This is a genomic window from Tomitella fengzijianii (genome assembly GCF_007559025.1).
In the GTDB taxonomy this organism is placed as follows: domain Bacteria; phylum Actinomycetota; class Actinomycetes; order Mycobacteriales; family Mycobacteriaceae; genus Tomitella; species Tomitella fengzijianii.
Map to the genome: position 1 here is coordinate 3777468 of NZ_CP041765.1, position 20728 is coordinate 3798195.

The following is a 20728-nucleotide window of genomic DNA, read 5'->3' on the forward strand; positions in this document are numbered from 1 at the left end:
AGCGTGTTCTCACGCCGACGACGGCACGTCCCGCCTGCTGCGCCCGTCATAGTGGGCCAACGGCCTGATCAGGTGGTTCGACCGACGCTGCTCGATGATGTGCGCCGCCCAGCCCGCGACGCGCGCCATCGCGAAGATCGGCGTGAACATCTCGATGTCGATGCCCAGCAGGTGGTAGGCGAGGCCCACCGGGTAGTCGACGTTGGGCTTGAGCCCGGTCGCGTCGTCCATCTGCCGCTCGAGCTCGTCGTAGACCGCGAGCAGCCGTCGCCCGTCCCGCCGCTCTGCGATCTCCCCGAGCGCGGCCCGCATCGTCGGCACCCGCGAGTCGCCGTTCTTGTACACCCGGTGCCCGAAGCCCATCACCTTGCGGTGGGCATCCAGCTCGCCGCGCAGCCATTGGCCGACGCGCTCCGGGCCGCCGATCTCCAGGAGGTTGCGCATGGACGCCTCGTTGGCGCCGCCGTGCAGCGGGCCCTTCAGCGCTCCGATCGCGCCCGTCACCGCGCTGTACAGGTCCGACTGCGTGGACGTGATCACCCGCGCGGCGAAGGCCGAGGCGTTGAAGCTGTGCTCGGCGTACAGGATCAGCGACGTCTCGAAGGCGCGCGCCGGTTCCGGGTCCGGCGCCGCACCGTGGCACATGTGCAGGAAGTTCGCCGCCAAGCCCAGTCTTTCGTCGGGCTCCACCGGATCGAGGCCGCGCCGCCGGCGCATGTCCGCCGCCACGACGGTGGGCATGAGCGCCATGAGCTGCAGCGCCTCGTCCTGCTGGCGCCCCTCCTGCAGCGCCTCCGCGTCGCGCGAGCCGCCGGCGTCGACCATCGCCGCGTCCTCGTCCGGGTCGCGGGCGCCCAGGTATCCGACCACGGTGCGCAGCACATCCATCGGATGGCACCGTCGCGGCATCAACGCGAGCAGGGCGTCCAGCGGGCGGTCCGTGCGGCGGTGCTCGCGTTCCCGCTCGATGAACCGGTGCAGCCGCGCGGGCTCCGGCAGCTCGCCGTTCCACAGCAGGTAGGCGACCTCCTCGAAGCCGCACTCCCGGGCCAACTGCTCCACCGGGTAGCCGCGGTAGGTGAGCGACTGGGTCGCGGGGTCGATCGCCGCGATCTCCGTGGAGTCGACGACCACGTCGGCCAGGCCCTTGTGGATGTCCGGCGCCGCCCCCCGGCCGTCGAGCGCGGCGCCGTCGGCTTGCTCCGGCATCATGCGCCTCCTTCCAGCGTGAAGTTGAACAGCGAGGTGTCGAAGGCGTTGTAGCCCTCGTAGTCGAGCAGCTCGTAGAGCCGGCTGCGGTGCTGCATGCGGTCGAGCATCCCGGCCTGGGTGCCTTCGGCGGCGAGCTCGCGCAGACCCTCCTCGGCGGCGAACATGGCCAGGCGCAGCGTGGTGACCGGGTAGATGACCGCGTTGTAGCCGATGTCCTGGAGCCGGCGTGCGGGGATGAGCTCGGACTTGCCGAACTCGGTCATGTTCGCCAGCAGCGGCACGTCGACGGCCTTGCGGAAGGCCTCGAACTCGGCCTCGTCGGCCAGCGCTTCGGTGAAGATCATGTCGGCGCCCGCGTCCGCGTAGGCCTTGGCCCGGTCGATGGCGGCATCCAGCCCCTCGATGCCGCGGGCGTCGGTGCGCGCGCAGATCACGAAGTTCTCGTCGCGGCGGGCGCCGACGGCGGCGCCGAGGCGGCGGACCATGTCGGCGGCCGGCACCACGGCCTTGCCGTCGAGGTGCCCGCAGCGTTTGGGGTTGACCTGGTCCTCGAGGTGGCAGCCGGCCACCCCGGCCTCCTCGAGGTGGGTGATGGTGCGCGCCGCGTTCATCGGCTCGCCGAAGCCGGTGTCGGCGTCGACGAGCGTGGGCAGGGACGTGACGCGGGCGATCTGGCGGCTGCGGTCGGTGACCTCGCTCAGGGTGGTCAGGCCGATGTCCGGCAGGGCCAGGTCGGCGGAGACGACGGCGCCGGAGACGTAGACGCCCTCGAAGCCGACCTCCTCGATGAGCGTGGCGGTCAGCGGGTTGAAGGCGCCGGGCAGCCGCACGATGCTGCCCGACGTCAGGCCGGCGCGCAACGCCGTGCGCTTGTCGGCGGCGGGCACGTCGGAAGTGATCAATCCGGTCATCAGAGCAGTCCTTCCGGGATTGCGGGAACGCGGGCCTCCGCCTCGTCGGTCACCGTGAACCCCAGCCGGTGCAACTGCCCGGGCGGCAGGTCGGCGACGGTGTCCACCGCGCCCAGAAAGCGGTCCTGCTCGTCCGGGGCGACGACGCCGTCGGCGAGCGACCGGAACTTGGCCACGTACTCGGAACGGCCGAACGGGCGGGCGCCCTGCGGGTGCGCGTCCGCCACGGCCAGCTCGTCGACGATCGTCTCCCCGGAATCCAGCGTGATCTCCGCGCGCGCGCCGAACGCCTTCTCCGCCGGGTCCGGGGCGTGATACCGGCGGGTCCACTCGGGGTCCTCGGCGGTGGCGACCTTCCGCCACAGCTCGACGGTGTCGGGGCGCTGTGCCCGCTCGGGGGAGTAGGAGCGCTCGTGGTGCCACGTTCCGTCCTGCAGGGCGACGGCGAAGATGTACATCACCGAGTGGTCGAGGGTCTCGCGGCTGGCGTGCGGGTCGAACTTCTGCGGGTCGTTCGCGCCGGTGCCGATCACGGTGTGCGTGTGGTGGCTGGTGTGCAGGGTGACGGTGGCGATCCGAGACAGGTCGCCGATGCGCCCGCGCAGCCGGAAGGCCAGGTCGATGATGGCCTGCGCCTGGTATTCGGCCGAATGCTCCTTGGTGTAGCTGTCGAGGATGGCGCGCTGCGGGGCGCCGGGCGCGGGCAGCGGAATCTCGTAGACGGCGTCGGGCCCGCCGAGGAGCCGGGCGATCACCCCGTCCTCGCCCTCCCAGATCGGGGCCGGGGCGCCCTCGCCGCGCATCGCCCGGTCCACCGCCTCGATGGCGGCCTTGCCCGCGTAGGCGGGGGCGTAGGCCTTCCAGCTGGAGATCGCGCCCTTGCGGGACTGCCGGGTGGCGGTGGTGGTGTGCAGGGCCTGGCCGATCGCCTGGTAGATCACCTCGGGATCCAGGCGCAGCGCGGCGCCGATGCCGGCGGCGACCGACGGGCCGAGGTGGGCGACGTGGTCGATCTTGTGCTCGTGCAGGCACATCCCGCGCGCCAGGTCGATCTGGATCTCGTACCCGGTGGCAATACCGCGCACCAGGTCCGCGCCGGATGCCCCTGCGTGCTGGCAGGCGGCGAGGATCGGCGGGATGTTGTCGCCGGGATGCGAGTACTCGGCCGCCAGGAACGTGTCGTGGAAATCGAGCTCGCGCACCGCGACACCGTTCGCCCACGCCGCCCACTCGGGCGCGAACCGGCCGTGCACCCCCCACACCGAGCCGCCGGGGGAGTAGGGGCGCACCCGCGCCTGCGCCCGCGCCGCCGCGACCGGCCGCCGCGCGAACGACGCGGCAGCCACAGCGGCGTCGTCGATGATCCGGTTGACCACCATCTCGCGCACGTCCTCGTCGACCTCGACGGGATCGGCCGCGACCTGCGCGATCTTCCACGCCAGGTGCTCGTCGCGAGGGAAGTCCTCGGCGGATCTGTGGGTGCGGACGGTGTGGACGGAATGCAATCGCAGCGACGATGCCGGCATCTGCTCTCCAGCCATGGGGCCTCCTGCACCTGATTCGGCGGTCGCGGGGCGGGCCGCCGCCAACACTTCCGGGGTGGGGCTTCCGGGGTGGGCCACCCCTACTTCGGACGTTACTCGCGCAGTGCCGCGGGGCCGCCGGATCTAAACTTGCGGAGATCCCCTGCAGCCGCGCTCCCGGAGGTGCCCCGCGTGTCCGGTGTGCTGTCGGGGTTCGTGGTGATCTTCGTGGTGATCGCCGTCGGCTACCTGCTGGGCCGGCGCGGAACGCTGGGGGACCAGGGCCGGATCGTGCTCACCCGCCTGGTGTTCTACGTGGCCACCCCGGCGCTGCTCATCGACGTCGTGGCGCACGCCGACCTCCAGACGCTGTTCTCCTCGGGTCTCGCCGTCGCCGCCGGCACCGCGTTCGCCGTGGCCGTGGTGTACGCGGTGGTGGCGCGATACGTCCTGCGACGCGCGGGCCCCGAGGTGATGGTGGGCGCCATGGCGTCGTCGTACCTCAACGGCGGCAACCTGGGCATCCCCATCGCCGTGTTCGTCCTGGGCGACGCGTCGTATGTGGCGCCGGTGATGCTGTTCCAGATCATCGTCTACGCGCCGATCGCCCTGACCGTGCTCGACGTGACCACCACCGGGCGGCCCGGATCGCTGCGCGGGGTGGCCGCGTCGATCGTCCGCAACCCCATCGCACTCGGCGGCATCGCGGGCCTCGTCCTGTCCGCGGCCCACTGGCTGCCGCCCGAGCCGATCATGGACTCGATCTCACTACTGGGCGGCGCCGCCGTGCCGGGCGCGCTGATGGCGTTCGGGCTGTCGCTGTCCGGGGCGCAGGTGCTCAAAAAGGGCACGAGCCCCCGGCGCGATGTCGCCGTCGCCTCCCTGCTCAAGGCGGTCGCGCAGCCTGTCCTCGCCTACCTGCTGGGCCGGTTCGGGCTGGGGCTCGACGGGCATGTGCTGTTCGCGGTGGTCGTCGTGGCCGCGCTGCCCACCGCCCAGAACGTGTTCATCTACGCCTCCCGGTACGGGCGGGGCATGGTGCTGGCGCGCGACGCGGCGCTGGTCACCACCATCGCCGCGGTGCCCGTGATCCTCGTGGTCACCGCGCTGCTGGGGTGACGCCGAGATCCCCACTGCCCCCGGCGTTTGGTGGCCGCCCCCGAGATCCTTACTGCCCCGGCGTTTGGTGGCCGCCCCCGAGATCCCCACTGCCCCGGCGTTTGGTGGACATTTGGTCGGATATCCGTGGATTTCCAGCCAAATGTCCACCAAACGCGACGCGGGACGGGGCGGGGCGAGTCGGGGCAGGGCGACGCGGGACGGGGCGGGGCGGTGGCTCACAGAACCGGCAGCTCCCCGGGATCAGCGCCGGCTGCCAGCAAGGCGTCGCGCACATCGCGGAGGAACCGGACGAGCCCGTCGCCGCGCAGATGGTGCGCCCGAACCCGCACCCAGTTCCACCCGTCCTTGTGCAGCGCATTTCCCCGGCGCACGTCCTTGTCCAGCTGCGCCCGTTCCGTGTGACCGCCGCCCTCGTAGTCGAGGAGCACCCGCCAGCGCCGCCACCCCAGGTCGATATATCCGCTGAATGAGCCGTCGTCGGTGCGCACGTGGATCTGCGACTCGGGCGGCGGGAAGCCTGCGCGGACGATCGCCAGGCGCATACGGGTCTCCTGTGGCGAGTCGGCCCCTTCGGCCGAGAGCGCGATCACCTCGCTCGCCCTCCGCGCGCCATGCACTCGCGGACGGCTCTGCGCGTAGAGTTCCAGCTGCCGTTTGTGCACGCTGCGGGTCCGGTACATGGCGTCGACCTTGATGACGGCCTCGTCGCCGGGGATCCGCCGTGCCAGGTCGAATGCCGTGCGCGCCGGCGAGGTGATCGCGACTCCCCGCACCGTCAGGATGTCGTCCTCGCAGAGCCTGTCCCGGTACACATCCACGTCATCGAGAGCTTGCACCGCGTGTCGGCTGTTGCAGGCTCCGCGCTCGTCGTCCCCGATCCACTTGGCGCCCCAGAACGCGGCAGCGGACCTGCCTGCCAGCACGACCCCGCAACGGCCGCTCGGCTTGCTCGACGCCCACATCGCAATGGCGTGTGCACGCCGCGTCGCGGTCAGCGGCACACCCCCGCGGACGTAGACGCCCGGGAGGATGCGCATGCACTTGTTGCGCACGAAGTTCCTGGTCACCTGGCCGCTCGATACCGCCTCCGCCGCACGAAACGGCTCGCTCCCCTCCACGCCCCACATGATCGCACCGGCCTGGGACGTTCTCCGCCGCGCAGACCTCCGCCTGTGGATAACTCCCAGTGCTCTTTGGTGGACATTTGGCTGGATTTCCGCCGATTTCCAGCCAAATGTCCACCAAACGCGGGGTCAGTAGAGGTACAGCCCCCGCCCGTCAGCGCGCGCGGATCTGCTCCCACACGCCGAAGTCCTCGCGTGGCCCCCCGGGGGTGTCGGCCCCGTACTTGGCGATCTCCGCGTTCAGGTCCAGCGGCCGGGTGGGCGGCGTTCCGGGTTCAAGCTCGTCGAGGATCGACGCGTCCGGCACCATCCAGCACACCTCGAACTCGATGCCGTCGGGATCGGCGCCGTACAGGGCCTTCGTGGAACCGTGGTCGCCGGCTCCGGTCAGCGCACCGGCCTCGCCGAGCCGCCGCCCCATCTCCGTCAGCGCGCCGAGCGTGTCCACCTCCCACGCCAGGTGGTACAGCCCCACGCCGCGGGCGGGGCGGGGCCCGGTGTCGCCCACCTGGAACAGGCCCAGGTCGTGGTCGTTGGCCGAGTCGGCGGCCTGCAGGAACGCCGCGCCCGGGAACTGGCTGAGCACGCGGAATCCCAGCGTGCCCACGTAGAAGTCGAGGCTCCGTTGCAGGTCCGACACGTACAGCACGGCGTGGTTGAGACGCTTGATCGACATGCCGTCATTGTCCCACCGGCGGTGGCGGCACACTGGACGTCGCCGGGCTCGTGCCCGGGCATCCCGGTCTCGGGAAAGGATCACGACGATGGGCGATCGGCTGCCACCGCGCGTAGATGCGTTCTCCGGCGAGGCCCTGCGCGACGGCGCGTGGCTGGCCCGGCAGGTCTCAGACACCCGCCGGCGGTGGCGCTTTCGCGAAGACCGCGCGGCGGGCACGCTCTGGTGGTATTCGGCGAGCGCGACGCTCACGGCCCCGGGCCCCCGGATGCTCCTGGCCGACGGAACCGCCCCGAACCCTGCTTTGGCACAACTGGATTGCACGCTCACCCCGTACGGTCACCTCGGTTCCGCGCGCTCCGCGGGGTGGGTGAGCGGGCCCGACGAGTACAGGCGGGCATTGGTGCCGGCGTTCGCGGCGATCATCGGGGCGCTCGCGCGGGCTTCGGGTGCTCCGGAACCCTCGCTGTGGGCGATCGCGTCGGATTCTCTGGCCAATCAGGCGCTGCAGGCGGGTGTCGACGCCGGACGCTGCGCCGATGCCTGCGTACTGGCGCGACGCCTCACATGCCCGCCGCTGGTGCCGGCGCGATTCGTGGACGTGGTCCCGCACCCATCAGCGCCGCACCCGTCGGCGCCGCTCGCCATGGACGGCGCCGCCCGGGTCAGCGTGCGCCCTGCCGATCCGGCATCGCCGCCGCCCGCCGGCGGCCTCCGGATAGTCCGGCGCAGTTCCTGTTGCCTCCTCTTCCAGGCGCCCGGTCAGGGCAAGTGCGTGAGCTGCCCACGCCGCAGCCCGGGCGAGCGCGCCGCCGCGCTCGGCGGGTGGTTCGCGGGGTCCTGAGAAGTGTCCGCATCCTCCGTGGACGCGGCCGCGACGCGCCTCCCCAGCGTTACATAATCGAGATATTCACCCGTGAAACACTCGCTGAATTAAGATTTTCAAGCCGTCTGCCAGCAAATATCAATTCCCTCTGGCGGGAATCGATTGACACACGTACCTTCCGTCCAGTTGCTGAATCAGAACGGGGAGGTCTGCACGAATGAATGATTCACCGAGCTCGTCCGCTGTCCGGCCCCGCGGCCGATCCGCCCTGGGGGCGGTGGCCGCGTCGGTCGCGATCGCGGCCACCGCCGCGATCGCGGTCCCCGGCACCGCGGAGGCCGCCCCGCCCTCGCCCGGCGCACTGCTCGAGTCCGCGGGCGTGCCCCCGCGCATCGCCGAACTGGCGGACTCCGGCAGCCTCTCGGTCAAGTCGGTGGACCTGATTCCGGAGGCGATCGCCGCGTTCTCCGGCTCACTCGGCCTGCCCACGACGGTGTCCAACGCGATCCTCTCGACGGTCGGCGGATGTCAGAGCGACGACGCCGAGGCGATCGTCGCGTGCACGGAGGATCAGACGCTCACCACCGAAGCGCCGCTGCTGCTCAGGACCGACCCGGTACGGACCAACATCGTCGTCCTGGGCGCCGGCTTGTACGACGACGGCACCATGCGCCCGGTCCTCGAAAGCCGCCTGCGCGCGGCGCTCGATCTCGCGAACAACTTCCCGGCCGCACCGATCGTCGTCACGGGCGGAGTGCCGCAGAACGGGCGGACCGAGGCCGACGCGATGTACGACTGGCTCGTCGCCAACGGGATCCCGGGCGACCGGATCACCAAGGAGGGGCGTTCGACGTCCACCATCGAGAACGCGCGGTTCACCGACGAGATCCTCGACTCGCGCCGGTCGCCCGCCGCGGTCGTGGTCACCTCACCGGGTCACCTGCAGCGCGCGCTGGTCGACTTCCGCAAGGCCGTCGGCGGGGAACGGCCGATCCAGGGCGTCGTCGCACCGTAGGCGCCGGCGGGTGCCCCGGTTCAACGCCGGGGCCGGGGCACCTGGCCACCGGGTGGGGTCCGGTCAGCCCACACGCCCCACCCGCATCGATACCGGCCACTGCACGGGGCGCCGGAGTTCGGGCGGCCCCCAGAGCTCCGCCATGTCGGCCGCGAACCGGTCGATGAGATCGCCGTGTCCTCGTGCATGGATGTTGCGCGTCGCCGACCAGGTGCCGACGTACCCGAGCAGGTCGTCGAGCCGCCATGACCTGCGGATCGTCGCGGCAGGCGCGGCAAGCTCCTCGAAAGGGAAGCGGATGTCCGAATACCCGTTTTCCACCATTGCACGTTCCGGCGGCCAGAAACGTGCGATCTCTTCGCCGTAGAATCGCTGGAATCGTGCTCCCGCCGCGTCGATTCCCCTATCTCGATCCGATTGCAGCGGCGCGGCGGCACCGCCGGTGCGGATGGTGCCGCCCGTGTCGGGGACGGGAAGCGAAGCATCACCGGGCGGGCCCACCACGAGCTTGCCGTAGGTCGCCAGTGCGACGACGGCGCCGGGGACCGTCACCCGCCGCACCTCGTCCCAGAACCGGGGCAGGTCGAACCAGTGGGCCGACTGCGCCGCGGTGACGAGCGATGCGACGTGGTCCGCGATGGGCAGCCGCTCGGCCGCGCCGCAGGCGTAGGCGACCCGCCCGATCCGGTCTCCGCCCGCAGCGGCGCGGACGTTGGCGAGCTGATCCGCGCTCGGGTCCACACCTATCACGGCGGGATAGGCCGTCGCGAGCTGCTCCGTGAACTGCCCCGTGCCGCAGCCGACGTCGACGACCCACCCCGCGCCGCCCGCACCGGGCGGCGCCACGCCGGCGAGGTGGCGAACGACCTCCGGCGGGTAATCAGGACGCGATAGCGCGTAGTCGGCGCCTCCGTCGCTGAACCAGTTCATCCCGCCAGTGTGCACCCCGACGCTTCCCGCCGATTCCGACCCGGGCGCGTGCTTCGGACGTACGCTGCGAGTACGGCCAGCACCACCGGCGGAACAGCCGGCACCACAGCCCGCCCGTCCCCGACAGAAAGCCATCCCACCAGCGACATAGCGAACGCCCCAACGGGGCGCGTCATCTCCAGGAGGCATCATGCAACCGAAGCCGGTCCTGCAGACCAAACCGCACCTCACCGTCACCTGGCATGACGACCAGTCCCCGGCCGTCGGATACCTCGTGGTGCACGACCTGGTCGACGGCATCGCCACCGGCGGCTGCCGGATGCGGGTTGGGTGCACCCTCCGCGAGGTGGAGGACCTGGCCTACGCGATGTCCACCAAATCGGCCGCGTTCCAGCTCCCGGTGGGCGGCGCGAAGGGCGGCATCGACTTCGACCCCAAGGACGACCGCAGCGACGGCGTCCTCCTCCGCTTCATCGACGCCATGCGCCCGTTCCTGGAACGCACCTGGGTGACTGCGGAGGACCTCGGAGTCTCGCAGCACGTGCTCGACGCGCAGTTCGACGCGGCGGGCCTGGGCCCGTCCTCCTACCACGCGCAGATCTCCCGCTCGGCCGATCGCAAGGCGACGCTGCATCGGGTGGAGGAGGCGATGGGCGCGTCCACACCGGACGGCCTGTTGTGCGACCTGATCGGCGGATACGGGGTGGCCCAGGCGGCGGCGGCGACACTCGACGAGCTCGGCGACAGCCCGGAGTCGACGACGATGGCGGTGCAGGGCTTCGGCACGATCGGCGGCGCCACCGCCCTCTACGCGCAGCACCTCGGGATGACCGTCGTCGCCGTGTCCGACGCCCTCGGCACCGTCTACGACCCCGACGGCCTCGACATCCCGGCGCTGCTTGCCACGCGTAACGAATGGGGCGAGTTCGACCGGTCGGTCCTCGGCGACGGCGCCGAGGAGCTCCCGCGTGACACGCTGCTGGGCCTCACCGTCGACGTGCTCGTCCCCGCCGCCGTCTCCTACGCCCTCACCGCGCACAACCACGATCAGGTGAATGCGCGGATCGTCGTCGAGGGCGCGAACGCGGCCGCCACCCACGAGGCGGAACTGGAGCTGGCGGTGCGCGACATCCCCGTGGTGCCCGACTTCATCGCCAATGCCGGCGCCGTCGCGTGGGCGTGGTGGATCCTCCTGGACGAGGACGACGACGTGTACGGCCGGCTCCGCAGCGAGATGTCCACGCTGGTCAAGAAGGTGCTCACGCCGTGGCTGCTCGACGGCACCATGCCCCGCCAGACCGCGCTGTCCCTGGCCGTGCGCGGCTGAGTTCCACGCCGCGCACCCCCGCGATCGATTGTTGACAATCTACAATCAGAGAGTGACAGTGACCACATGACAGCCTTAAGCCCCCTCCTCAAGCAGGCCACTCCCGTCGTGGTGGATCACGCCGAGGGCTGCTGGATCCACGGCACCGACGGTCGCCGCTACCTCGACTTCACCGCCGGCATCGGCGTCACCAGCACCGGGCACTGCCACCCGAGGGTGGTCGAGGCGGCCCGCGCCCAGGTGGGCACGGTGATCCACGCGCAGTACACGACCGTCATGCACAAGCCGCTGCTGGAACTGACGGACAAGCTGGGCGAGGTCCTCCCGCCGGGCATCGACTCGCTCTTCTACGCCAACTCGGGCTCGGAGGCGGTCGAGGCCGCCATGCGCCTGGCGCGCATGGCCACCGGCCGGCCGAACATCATCGCCTTCCACGGCGGATTCCACGGCCGCACGGTGGCCACGGCCTCGATGACCAGCTCCGGCACCAAGTTCCGCTCGGGCTACGCCCCGCTGATGGCCGGGGTGCACTTCGCCCCGTACCCCACCGCCTACCGCTACGGATGGGACGTCGACACCGCCGTCGACTTCTGCCTGCGCGAGCTCGACTTCCTGTTCCAGACCGTCTCCAGCCCGCAGGACACCGCCGCGATGATCATCGAGCCGGTCCTGGGCGAGGGCGGCTACATCCCCACCCCGCCCCGGTTCCTCGAGGGCCTGCGGGAACGCGCCGACAGGCACGAGATCCTCCTGATCGCCGACGAGATCCAATCCGGCGTGGGCCGCACGGGCAAGTTCTGGGGCCACCAGCATTCCACCGTCGTGCCCGACATCATGACCATCGCCAAGGGCGTGGCCAGCGGCTTCCCCATCTCCGCGATCGCCGCGCCCACCGAGCTGATGTCCACGGCGTGGCCGGGCTCGCAAGGCGGCACCTACGGCGGCAATGCGGTGGCGGCGGCCGCGGCGGTGGCCACCCTCGACGTCGTCCGCGACGAGGCGCTCGTGGACAACGCCCGCGACCGCGGGGCCTCCCTCCACGCGGCGCTGCGCGGGCTGGCGTCGGCGCATCCCCGGATCGGCGACGTCCGCGGCCTGGGGCTCATGCAGGCCATCGAGTTCACGGCACCCGACGGCACGCCCGACGTCGCTACCGGTCACGCCGTGCAGCACGCCGCCGTCGACCAGGGTCTTCTGCTGCTCAACTGCGGGCTCGGCAACGTCGTCCGGATCATCCCGCCCCTCGTCGTCACCGACGAACAGATCGCCGACGGCGCCGCGCGGCTGTCCGCCGCGATCGAGGCGGTGCTCCAGGGGGAGGAGTGACGGTGGCGGCGGCGGGCCTCACCCCGCTCACCGGGCCGCAGACCGCCGCGCTCATCGCCGATCAGCTCCGCGAGCTCATCATCGAGGGCGTCTTCCGGCCCGGCGAGCAGGTGGGGGAGGCATTCCTCGCCGGCCGGCTGCAGGTCTCCCGCGGGCCGGTGCGCGAAGCCCTCCAGCGACTCGCCCAGGAGGGCCTCGTCGTCAGCCACCGCAACCGCGGCATGTTCGTCGTCGAACTCGCTCCCCGCGACATCGCGGAGATCTACTCGGCCCGGGCGGCGCTGGAGCTCGCCGCCGCCGACGACCTCGCCGGCCGGGCCGCCCCGGAGCGCGCCGCCGTGGCCGCACGGCTGCGCGCCATCATCGAACCGATGCCGGCCCACGTGCGCCGCGGCGACTGGCCCGCCGTCGCCCGCGCAGACCTCGCGTTCCACTCCACCCTGGTGGCGCGTACCGGCAACGGCCGCCTGACCCGCATCTACGCCACCCTCGCCGCCGAGACGCGCATCTGCATGCTCGACCTGGGACGGGCCTACCTGCGCCCGCAGGACCTGCCCGGGGAGCACCACCGGCTGGTGGACCTGCTCGAGGCCGGCGACGGACCGGAACTGCGGACCGCCATCCGCGCCCATCTGTCCACCGCCGTCGACGACCTGCAGCAGCTCATGCGCGAGCGTGGCGGCGGTCCGCACGGCCCCGCTGAATCCGGCCCAGCCGTACCGTCCAGGAGTAAGCACACACCATGAGCACCGCCAAGCCCGCCGTCGTCGTCATCCTCGAATCCGACGCCGCCCCCCGCCGATTCCCACGCGTGGAGGAGTCCGCCGACGTCCGCTACACCACCGCGGAGAACTTGAGCCGCGACCTGCCGGGCGCCGACGTGCTGCTGATGTGGGACTTCTTCTCCGGCGCTTTGCAAGACGCCTGGCCGCACGCGGACGCCCTGCGCTGGGTGCACATCGCCGCCGCCGGGGTGGACACGCTGCTGTTCGACGACCTGGTCGCCTCCGACGTGACGGTCACCAACTCGCGCGGCGTCTTCGACCGGCCGATCGCCGAGTTCGTCCTGGGGTCGATCCTGGCCTTCGCCAAGGACCTGCCCCGATCGCTGCGCCTCCAGTCGCAGTCCCGGTGGCAGCACCGCGAGACCGAGCGCATCGAGGGGGCGCACGCGATGGTCGTCGGTACCGGGGCCATCGGCCGCGAGATCGCCCGGCTGCTGCGGGCAGTCGGCATGCGGGTGACGGGGGTGGGGCGGACCGCCCGCGACGGTGACGACGACTTCGGCACCGTCCACGCCAGCGGCGACCTCGCCTCGGTGGTCGGCGACGTCGACCACCTGGTGCTCGCAGCGCCGCTGACCGAGCAGACCCGCAGGCTCGTCGACGCCGCAGTCCTCCGCGCACTGCCGCCGAGGGCGCGGCTGATCAACATCGCCCGCGGCGAACTCGTCGTCACCGACGACCTGGTGGCGGCGCTGCGCAAAGGCATGCAGGGCGACGGCATGCAGGACGGCGGGGAGCAGGACGGCGGGGAGCAGGACGGCAACGCGCAGGGCATCGCCGGGGCCGCGCTCGACGTGTTCGAGACCGAACCGCTGCCGGCGGACCACCCGCTGTGGTCGATCGACACCGCCATCCTCACGGCGCACATGAGCGGCGACGCGGCGGGCTGGCGGGACCGGCTCGCCGAGATCTTCGTCGACAACTTCGAGCGATACATCCGCGCGGCGGACCCCGGCGCGCTGCACAACATCGTCGACAAGCACCGCGGCTACGTGCACGGGTAGTCACCGCACCAGTCCCAGGCGGCAACACAGGAGGAGACCATGGATCCGAACACACCCGGCGCACGCCCCGCCGACCTGGCCGACTGGACCGCCACCGAGCTGGCCGACGCGTTCCGGCGCCGCGACGTCTCGCCCGTCGACGCCATCAGGGCCGTGCTGCGGCGGATCGCCGAACGCGACGCGGACCTCAACGCCTACTGCCTGGTCGACGAGGAGCACGCGCTGGCCGCGGCGGCCGACTCCGAGCGGCGGTGGACGTCGGGCACGCCCCTCAGCGGCATCGACGGCGTCCCCACTTCCATCAAGGACATCTTCCTCACCGACGGTTGGCCCACCCTCCGCGGCTCGCGCACCATCGATCCGGCAGGCCCCTGGACCGAGGACGCCCCCGCCGTGGCGCGCCTGCGGGACGCGGGCGCGGTGTGCCCGGGCAAGACCACCACGCCCGAGCTCGCGTGGAAGGGGGTCACCGACAGCCCCCTCAACGGCGCCACCCGCACCCCGTGGGACACGGCCCTCACCAGCGGCGGGTCCAGCGGCGGCGCGGCGGCCGCCGTCTCCGCGGGCATGGGACCGCTGGCCATCGGCACCGACGGCGGCGGATCCGTGCGCATCCCCGGCAGCTTCTGCGGCGTGGTCGGGTTCAAGCCCACCTACGGCACCGTGCCCATGTATCCGCCGAGCCCGTTCGGGACTCTCGCCCACGTCGGGCCGATCACCCGCACCGTCGAGGACGCGGCGCTGCTCATGGACGTGATCACCGGCTTCGACTCGCGCGACTGGTCCGCGCTGGCCACCCCCACCCGTCCCTACAGCCACGACCAGCACGAGACGGCGACCGGCCTGCGGGCGCTCGACGGGCTGCGCGTCGCATACAGCCGCACCCTCGGCTTCGCCCCGCTCGACGAGGAGGTGGGCGGCGTCGTCGACCGGGCCGTCGCCGTGCTCGAATCGCTGGGCGCGCGGGTGGAGCGCATAGACCCGGGGTTCGAGGACCCCCTCGAGCACTTCGAGTGCCTCTGGTATTCGGGCGCCGCCAAGGCCACCGCCCATCTCACCGACGCGCAGCGCGGCCTGATGGAACCGACGCTGCGGAAGGTGTGCGAGCAGGGACTCGAGTACAGCGCACAGGACTACCTGGACGCCATGGAGGTGCGCATGAACATGGGCGTGCGCATGGGCGCGTTCCACGAGACCTACGACCTGCTCGTCACCCCGTCGATGCCGATCCCGCCGTTCGAGGCGGGCCTGGAGGTGCCGCCCGGGTGGCAGGGCGAGCACTGGCCCACCTGGTGCCAGTACTCCTACCCGTTCAACATGACCCAGCAGCCGGCCGCGTCGGTGCCGTGCGGGTTCACCGCGGCGCGGCTGCCGGTGGGCCTGCAGATCGTCGGCCCGCGGCACGCCGACCGGCTGGTCCTCACCGCGGCGCGCGAATACCAGGACGCCACCGAGTGGTGGCGCGCCAGGCCGTGAGCCGGCGGCGGGTCAGGACACCGGGATCGTCTCCGCCGCGACCGCGCGCACCCAGGCGCCCTTGACCGCGCGCCACTGCTCGTCGTCGTGGCCGGTGCGCCAGTACGGCGAACACGACAGGAGGTCGGGATCGACGAGCCGGCCGGCCAGCAGCACCCGCCGCACGGCACGGGTGGCGGCCGCCTCGCCGTGCACGAACGCGCTCACCACGCCCTCGGCCCGGGGCAGTGCCGCGACGGCGTCGGCCAGCAGTCGGTCCGGGTCCGCCGCGCCCGCGCGGTGCACCCAGGTCACCTGCAACTCGCCCGGGCAGTCGAGCCCGATCTCCTCGCCGGCGTCGTGGACTTCTGCGACCACCCGGACCGGACGGCCCGCGGGCACGGCCTCCGTGCAGGCCGCTATCGCGGGCAGCGCGCTCTCGTCGCCGACGAACAGGTAGGCGTCCGCATCCGCGTGGGGCCGGTATCCGCCTGCCGGGCCGCGCATCTGCAGCCTGTCGCCGGGCCGCGCCGCGACGGCCCAGCGGCCCGCATAGCCCTCCTCGCCGTGCACGGCGATGTCGAGTGTGAGCTCACGCCGCGCGTCGTCCCACGTGCGCACCGTGATCCGCCGGGGAAACGGCCGCTGCTCCCTCGGCAGCTCACGCACCTCGGCGTCCTCGAATGGGACGCCGTACGGCGCGCCGGCCGGGAGGAAGAAGCAGTTGACGTAGGCGTCGGCGTGGTCGGGTGCCGCGAACCCGGCGAGCCCGTCGCCCCCGAGCACCACGCGCATCAGATGCGGCGTCAGCGTCTCGGTGCTGATCACTTCTCCGTACATGGCTTTCACTCCTCGGAGGTCGTCGGTGATGCCAGGCCCGGCGTAACCGAATCGGCAGTGCCCGGCACAGCAACCCGGCCCAATGCTCGAGGTTAGCCTCACCTTATATCACTGTTTCCGACGGTGACGCGACGGCCGCACCCTCAGGCGAACAGCCCCGAGCCCCAGTGGTCGCCGGAGCCGCCCACCCCCGGCGGCACCGCGAACACGGCGGAGCCGACGTGGGTGATGTACTCGTTGAGCAGGTCGTTGCGGGACAGCGCCGTCTGCAGCGGCACGAACTGTTTCTGCGGGTCACGGCAGTACGCGATGAAGAACAGCCCCGCGTCCAGATGCCCCAACCCGTCCGAACCGTCGGTGAAGTTGTAGCCGCGGCGCAGGATCTGAATGCCGCCGTTCTTCTCCGCCGACGCCAGCCGCACGTGCGCATCCTCGTCGATGAACAGCCCCTTGGGCCCCTTCGACTGCAGGTCCAGCGGGTCGAACTCGTCGTCCTGGCCCAGCGGCGCCCCCGAGCCCTTCTCGCGGCCGAACACCCGCTCCTGCTCGTGCAGCGTGGTGCGATCCCACGGCTCGATCTGCATGCGGATGCGCCGGGCCACCAAGTACGAGCCGCCCGCCATCCACGGCTGGTCGTCGGCGCCGTCGACCCACACGTAATCGTCTACGGCGGCGGAGTCCTCGGCCTTGATGTTGCGGGTGCCGTCCTTGAAGCCGAACAGGTTGCGCGGGGTCTCCTGCGTGGTGGACGTGGACGAGGTGCGCCCGAACCCCAGCTGCGACCAGCGCACGGCCACCACGCCGAACCCCACGCGCGCCAGGTTGCGCACCGCGTGCACCGCCACCTGCGGATCGTTGGCGCAGGCCTGGACGCAGATGTCCCCCTCGCTGCGCGCCGGGTCGAGGGCGTCGAGCATGAACCGCGGCATCTGCTCGAGCGCCGCCGGCTTGCGCGCCGCGATGCCGAACCGGTCCTCGCCCTCGGCGGGCGTGCCCGGCGCGCCGACGAACAGCCCCGGCCCGAAGCCGATCGTGATCGTCAGCTGCGACGGGTCCAGGCCCAGCGCCTCGCCGGTGTCGTCCGGCGGCGAGTACTCCCCGGAGCCCGTCGCCCCGTCCGGCGTGGCCTGCAGCCCCTGCGACATGCGCTCGGCCATCGACGTCCAGGTCTTGAGCAGCGACACCAGCTTCTCGCGCGAGTCGGTGATCACGTCGAAGGCGACGAAATGCATCCGGTCCTGCGCCGCCGTGACGATGCCCGCCTGGTGGGAGCCGTGGAACGGGACGGTGCCGGCCATCCCGCCGCCGTCCGCAGCGGTGGCCCTGCCGACGGCCGTGCCGACCGCCCCGCCGGCCGCCGCGCCCACCACGACGCCCGCGCCCGCCAGCCCGAACAGCGAACGCCGGGAGAATCCGCGGCGCGGCGCTTCAACCGTGTCCGCCTCCACCTCGGCGCCGGAACCTCCGCCGGCCTCCTGCTCACGCACCGGCGACCACGCCCTGCACCTGGCTCACCACCGCGGACAGCGCGTCGATCTTGTGCGACAGGTCCCGCCTCTGCTCCTCGGTGACCTGGTCGTACGACACGAAGCCGTCGCCCTGGCGGAACTGCGCCAGCGTGTCGTCGAGGTCGGCGAAGCGCTGGTCGATCTGCGTGCCCAGCTCCGGGTTCTGCTCGTCGATGACGGGCCGCACCGAGGCCACCGCCGCCTGCGAGCCGTCCACGTTGGCCTGGAAGTCGTACAGGTCGGTGTGGCTGAAGATGTCCTCCTCGCCGGTGATCTTGGTGGCTGCCACCTCGTCCAGCAGCCCCTGCGCGCCGCCCGCCACCTGCAGCGGATCCACCGTGAAGTCCGGGGCGGAGACGCCGTCCGCGAGCTCGTTCAGGTCCGCCATCAGCTGATCGGCCATCGCGGCGCTGTCCGGCTGCAGGCCGGTCACCCACAGGTCCTTCTCGAGGCGGTGGAATCCCGTCCAATCCTGCCCGTCCGCCAGGTCGGCCTCGCGCAGGTCGATGCGGGGGTCGAGGTTGTCCGGGAAGGATTCGGCGATGGGCTCGATGCGCTCGTAGTAGGTGCGCACCAGCGGGTACTGGGCCTTGGCCGATTCCACGTCGCCGGCCTTGATCGCGTCGACGAACTGCTGCCCGGTCTGCTGCAGCGCGTCGATCTGGCTGAGCACGTACCGCTTGTAGCCCTCCGCGGCGGCGACGAGCTTCGCGGACTTGTCGGTGGGCTGCTGCGCCTCGCCGGACACCGTGAACGTGCTGCGGATGCCGTCGCCGACCATCCCCGGCTTGCAGGCGGTCTCGTAGTCCCCGGGCTGCGGCAGGTTGACGATGAGGGTGCGGGTGAGCCCCGGCCCGATGTTCTCCACCTCGCCCATCACCCGGTCGCCGTCGTCGTAGACGTAGAACTCCGTGGTCTTCGAGCCGTTGTTGGTGATCTCGAAGGTTCTCTGACCGGTCTGCCCGGAATCGGCCGAAAGTTCGCACGCGGTGTCGGTGGCGTTCACTGTGATCGCGTCGGCGTCCGCGCCCGACTTCGCGGTGCACGCGGCCAGCGCCAGCGGGCTCAGCGCGACGAGCCCCGCCGCGACGGGGACGGCCAGGCGGCGCGGCGTGCGGCCGTGCGGGCGGGCGGGGGCATTGCGGGTCATGCGGGATCCTTCTTCTTGAACGGATTGGAGGGTCGGGCTGCCGGCCGCTGCCGGAGCGAGGGTGGCGGGGGCCGGCCGCGCCCGCCGGAGCCGGTCAGGCGGTCTGCGGCTCGTCCGCCGCCTGCGGGGCGGGGCCTGGCTCGGCCTGCGGCGCGGCGGGGGCCGGCTTGGGCTTGACCGGACGCAGGAACAGCGGCATCACGATGACGATGTAGGCGACCCACACGACGAGCTGCGCCACCGTGGGGTCCGGCCGGAAGTTGAAGATGCCTTGCAGGACGGTGCCGTACCAGCTGGACGCGTCGAACGAGTCCGACCAGTCGAACGCCATCGTCGAGCCGCCCGGCAGCACCCCGCCGATCTGCAGTGCGCGCACCCCGTAGCCGAGGATCCCGGCGGCCACCAGCACGAGGAATGCGCCGGTGTACTTGAAGAACCGCGCGAAGTTGATGCGCACCGCGCCGAAGTACAGCGCCACCGTCAACGCGGCCGCCACCGCGACGCCGGCCACCAGCCCCACGAGCGGCCACGCGCTGCCGCCGGCGTTCTCGGCATAACCCACCAGGAGCAGCGCGGTCTCAACGCCCTCGCGGCCCACCGCGAAGAACGCCAGGGCCGTCACCGCCACCGGGCCCACGTCCAGGGCGCGGCTCAGGCCGGCGCGCAGGTGGCCGGAGATCGACGCCGCGGCCGTGCGCATCCACAGCACCATCGCGGTGACGATGGCGACGGCCACCAGCGAGGCGATGCCGCTGATCAGTTCGGCCGCGGTGCCCGTGACCGTGGAGGTCCCGAAGTGGATGCCCGCGAACAGGCCCAGCACCATCAGGACGGCGACGGAGACGCCCAGCCACACCCACTTGAGCGCGTCGCGGCGATCGGACTTGACCAGGAACGCGACCAGGATCATCACGACGATGCCGGTCTCGAGGCCCTCGCGGATCCCGATCAGGCCGCTCCCGAAAAGCTGTGTCCAGACGCTAGGGGCGGCGGAATCTGCCGCCAGCACCGCGCCTGCAGCGAGAACATGCATGGGTTGACCTTCGTGTTTCATCGGTCGCCCCAGGCAGGAGCAGGCCGTACCAGGCAAGGCTTACCTTTGCCGTTTGCCTGAAAAACGTATCATCCCACCCGGCCCACGATGAAGTGAATTCCCTCACGAAAAGTTGCACGCGGCGCGAACATGCGTTCTCGACGAACGTCCGTATCCGTCCTCCGCGACCGCACCGGACGGCACTCGCCGGCGCCGCCTGTCGGTACTCTCGACGCGGTCGGGGCCGGGGCCGGACAGGCACCGGCGCCCTCCCCGCAGACCGACCGACGAAGGACGCCCGCGTGAACCAGGAACCCGCAGCATGACCGCCGCACTCGCCGCCCTCGACGGCGCCTCCATCGACGGCTCGCTGTACCTGGACGTCAACGACTTCGCCCGCGACACCGGCTGGCTGCACGGGTTCATGACCGCGTTCACCGACATCGGCCTGGCGATCTTCGCGCTGATCATGGTCATCGCCTGGTGGCGGGCCCGGCGCCGCGGCCCCGCGGCGATGGCGGCCGCGCTCGCCGTGCCGGTGGCCACCGTCGCCGCCTACATCGTCAGCGACCTGGTCAAATCCGTGTTCGACGAGACCCGCCCCTGCCACGTCTACCCGCGGGCGCTCGTCCTCGGCGGCTGCGACCCCGTCAACGACTACGCCTTCCCCAGCAACCACTCGGTCATCGTCGCCGCCGCCGCGGCGGGGCTGTTCCTCGTCGAGAAACGGTGGGGGGTCGTCGCCGCCGTCGTCGCCCTGGTGCTCGGGTTCTCCCGGGTGTACGTGGGCGCGCACTACCCGCACGACGTGGTCGCCGGGCTGGTCGGCGGGGCGATCGTCGGGCTCGTGGTGGCGTTCGTCGTCGCCCGGCTGCTGCGGCCCGTGGTGCGCGGGCTCACCCGGACCCCGCTGCGGCCGCTCGTGTCAGCGGGGTAACAGCGGCGGGGTTGGCAACAGCGG

Annotated in this window: 19 protein-coding genes; 9 read left to right on the forward strand and 10 right to left on the reverse strand. The window is 71.7% G+C overall.

The genetic code is table 11. The features are described 5' to 3' along the window. Window positions 1-9 precede the first annotated feature (9 nt). From FO059_RS17175 to FO059_RS17185, 3 genes are read right to left on the reverse strand one after another with little or no spacing between them, the layout of a single operon-like run. Window positions 10-1209 carry a bifunctional 2-methylcitrate synthase/citrate synthase gene (locus FO059_RS17175; RefSeq protein WP_143910868.1) on the reverse strand — a complete coding sequence of 400 codons (1200 nt, stop codon included), beginning with the start codon at window positions 1207-1209 and terminating at the stop codon, window positions 10-12. Beyond that, entirely contained in the window at window positions 1209-2123 is a 915-nt protein-coding gene (gene prpB, locus FO059_RS17180) for a methylisocitrate lyase (RefSeq protein WP_143910153.1), read from the reverse strand. The genes FO059_RS17175 and prpB overlap by 1 nt, the downstream gene beginning before the upstream one ends. After that, entirely contained in the window at window positions 2123-3664 is a 1542-nt protein-coding gene (locus tag FO059_RS17185; protein WP_235671097.1) for an MmgE/PrpD family protein, read from the reverse strand. Before FO059_RS17185 ends, prpB begins: the two co-directional genes overlap by 1 nt. 174 nt (window positions 3665-3838) lie before the next feature. Between FO059_RS17185 and FO059_RS17190 the strand changes: the two genes are divergently transcribed. Then, window positions 3839-4765: an AEC family transporter gene (locus tag FO059_RS17190; RefSeq protein WP_143910154.1), complete on the forward strand. Its 927-nt coding sequence runs from the start codon at window positions 3839-3841 to the stop codon at window positions 4763-4765. A gap of 218 nt (window positions 4766-4983) precedes the next feature. On the opposite strand, the gene FO059_RS17195 is transcribed toward FO059_RS17190, so the two are convergent. Next, window positions 4984-5886, reverse strand: a complete 903-nt coding sequence (locus FO059_RS17195) for a hypothetical protein (RefSeq protein WP_143910155.1) — start codon at window positions 5884-5886, stop codon at window positions 4984-4986. 160 nt (window positions 5887-6046) lie between these two features. Further along, window positions 6047-6568: a VOC family protein gene (locus FO059_RS17200; RefSeq protein WP_143910156.1), complete on the reverse strand. Its 522-nt coding sequence runs from the start codon at window positions 6566-6568 to the stop codon at window positions 6047-6049. Between the two features lie 88 nt (window positions 6569-6656). On the opposite strand from FO059_RS17200, the gene FO059_RS17205 reads away from it, so the two are divergent. Next, window positions 6657-7412 carry a (2Fe-2S)-binding protein gene (locus tag FO059_RS17205; protein WP_158726625.1) on the forward strand — a complete coding sequence of 252 codons (756 nt, stop codon included), beginning with the start codon at window positions 6657-6659 and terminating at the stop codon, window positions 7410-7412. Window positions 7413-7611: 199 nt separating this feature from the next. Then, on the forward strand, window positions 7612-8409 hold the full coding sequence (locus FO059_RS17210; protein ID WP_199257096.1) for a YdcF family protein: 798 nt from the start codon (window positions 7612-7614) through the stop codon (window positions 8407-8409). 63 nt (window positions 8410-8472) lie between these two features. Here FO059_RS17210 and FO059_RS17215 read toward each other — a convergent pair whose 3' ends face one another. Continuing rightward, window positions 8473-9339, reverse strand: a complete 867-nt coding sequence (locus FO059_RS17215; protein ID WP_143910158.1) for a class I SAM-dependent methyltransferase — start codon at window positions 9337-9339, stop codon at window positions 8473-8475. A gap of 190 nt (window positions 9340-9529) precedes the next feature. Between FO059_RS17215 and FO059_RS17220 the strand changes: the two genes are divergently transcribed. The 5 genes from FO059_RS17220 (at window position 9530) to FO059_RS17240 (ending at window position 15257) form a co-directional block, all read left to right on the forward strand. Further along, a complete protein-coding gene (locus FO059_RS17220; protein ID WP_143910159.1) occupies window positions 9530-10666 on the forward strand; it encodes a Glu/Leu/Phe/Val family dehydrogenase in 1137 nt (378 codons plus the stop codon). 66 nt (window positions 10667-10732) lie between these two features. Further along, entirely contained in the window at window positions 10733-11992 is a 1260-nt protein-coding gene (locus FO059_RS17225) for an aspartate aminotransferase family protein (protein ID WP_143910160.1), read from the forward strand. Between the two features lie 2 nt (window positions 11993-11994). Continuing rightward, on the forward strand, window positions 11995-12738 hold the full coding sequence (locus FO059_RS17230; protein ID WP_199257097.1) for a GntR family transcriptional regulator: 744 nt from the start codon (window positions 11995-11997) through the stop codon (window positions 12736-12738). Next, entirely contained in the window at window positions 12735-13781 is a 1047-nt protein-coding gene (locus tag FO059_RS17235; RefSeq protein WP_143910162.1) for a D-2-hydroxyacid dehydrogenase, read from the forward strand. Before FO059_RS17230 ends, FO059_RS17235 begins: the two co-directional genes overlap by 4 nt. A gap of 39 nt (window positions 13782-13820) precedes the next feature. Beyond that, entirely contained in the window at window positions 13821-15257 is a 1437-nt protein-coding gene (locus FO059_RS17240) for an amidase (RefSeq protein ID WP_143910163.1), read from the forward strand. Between the two features lie 12 nt (window positions 15258-15269). Here FO059_RS17240 and FO059_RS17245 read toward each other — a convergent pair whose 3' ends face one another. The 4 genes from FO059_RS17245 to efeU form a co-directional block, all read right to left on the reverse strand. Continuing rightward, the gene (locus FO059_RS17245; RefSeq protein ID WP_143910164.1) at window positions 15270-16076 is read right to left on the reverse strand and encodes a siderophore-interacting protein; all 807 of its coding nucleotides are present in this window, start codon (window positions 16074-16076) and stop codon (window positions 15270-15272) included. A gap of 143 nt (window positions 16077-16219) precedes the next feature. Continuing rightward, the gene (gene efeB / locus FO059_RS17250; protein WP_143910871.1) at window positions 16220-17524 is read right to left on the reverse strand and encodes an iron uptake transporter deferrochelatase/peroxidase subunit; all 1305 of its coding nucleotides are present in this window, start codon (window positions 17522-17524) and stop codon (window positions 16220-16222) included. Between the two features lie 31 nt (window positions 17525-17555). Beyond that, on the reverse strand, window positions 17556-18734 hold the full coding sequence (gene efeO / locus FO059_RS17255) for an iron uptake system protein EfeO (RefSeq protein WP_143910165.1): 1179 nt from the start codon (window positions 18732-18734) through the stop codon (window positions 17556-17558). 94 nt (window positions 18735-18828) lie between these two features. Then, window positions 18829-19767, reverse strand: a complete 939-nt coding sequence (gene efeU / locus FO059_RS17260) for an iron uptake transporter permease EfeU (protein ID WP_143910166.1) — start codon at window positions 19765-19767, stop codon at window positions 18829-18831. Between the two features lie 322 nt (window positions 19768-20089). On the opposite strand from efeU, the gene FO059_RS17265 reads away from it, so the two are divergent. Next, the gene (locus FO059_RS17265; protein WP_143910167.1) at window positions 20090-20704 is read left to right on the forward strand and encodes a phosphatase PAP2 family protein; all 615 of its coding nucleotides are present in this window, start codon (window positions 20090-20092) and stop codon (window positions 20702-20704) included. Window positions 20705-20728: the final 24 nt, after the last annotated feature.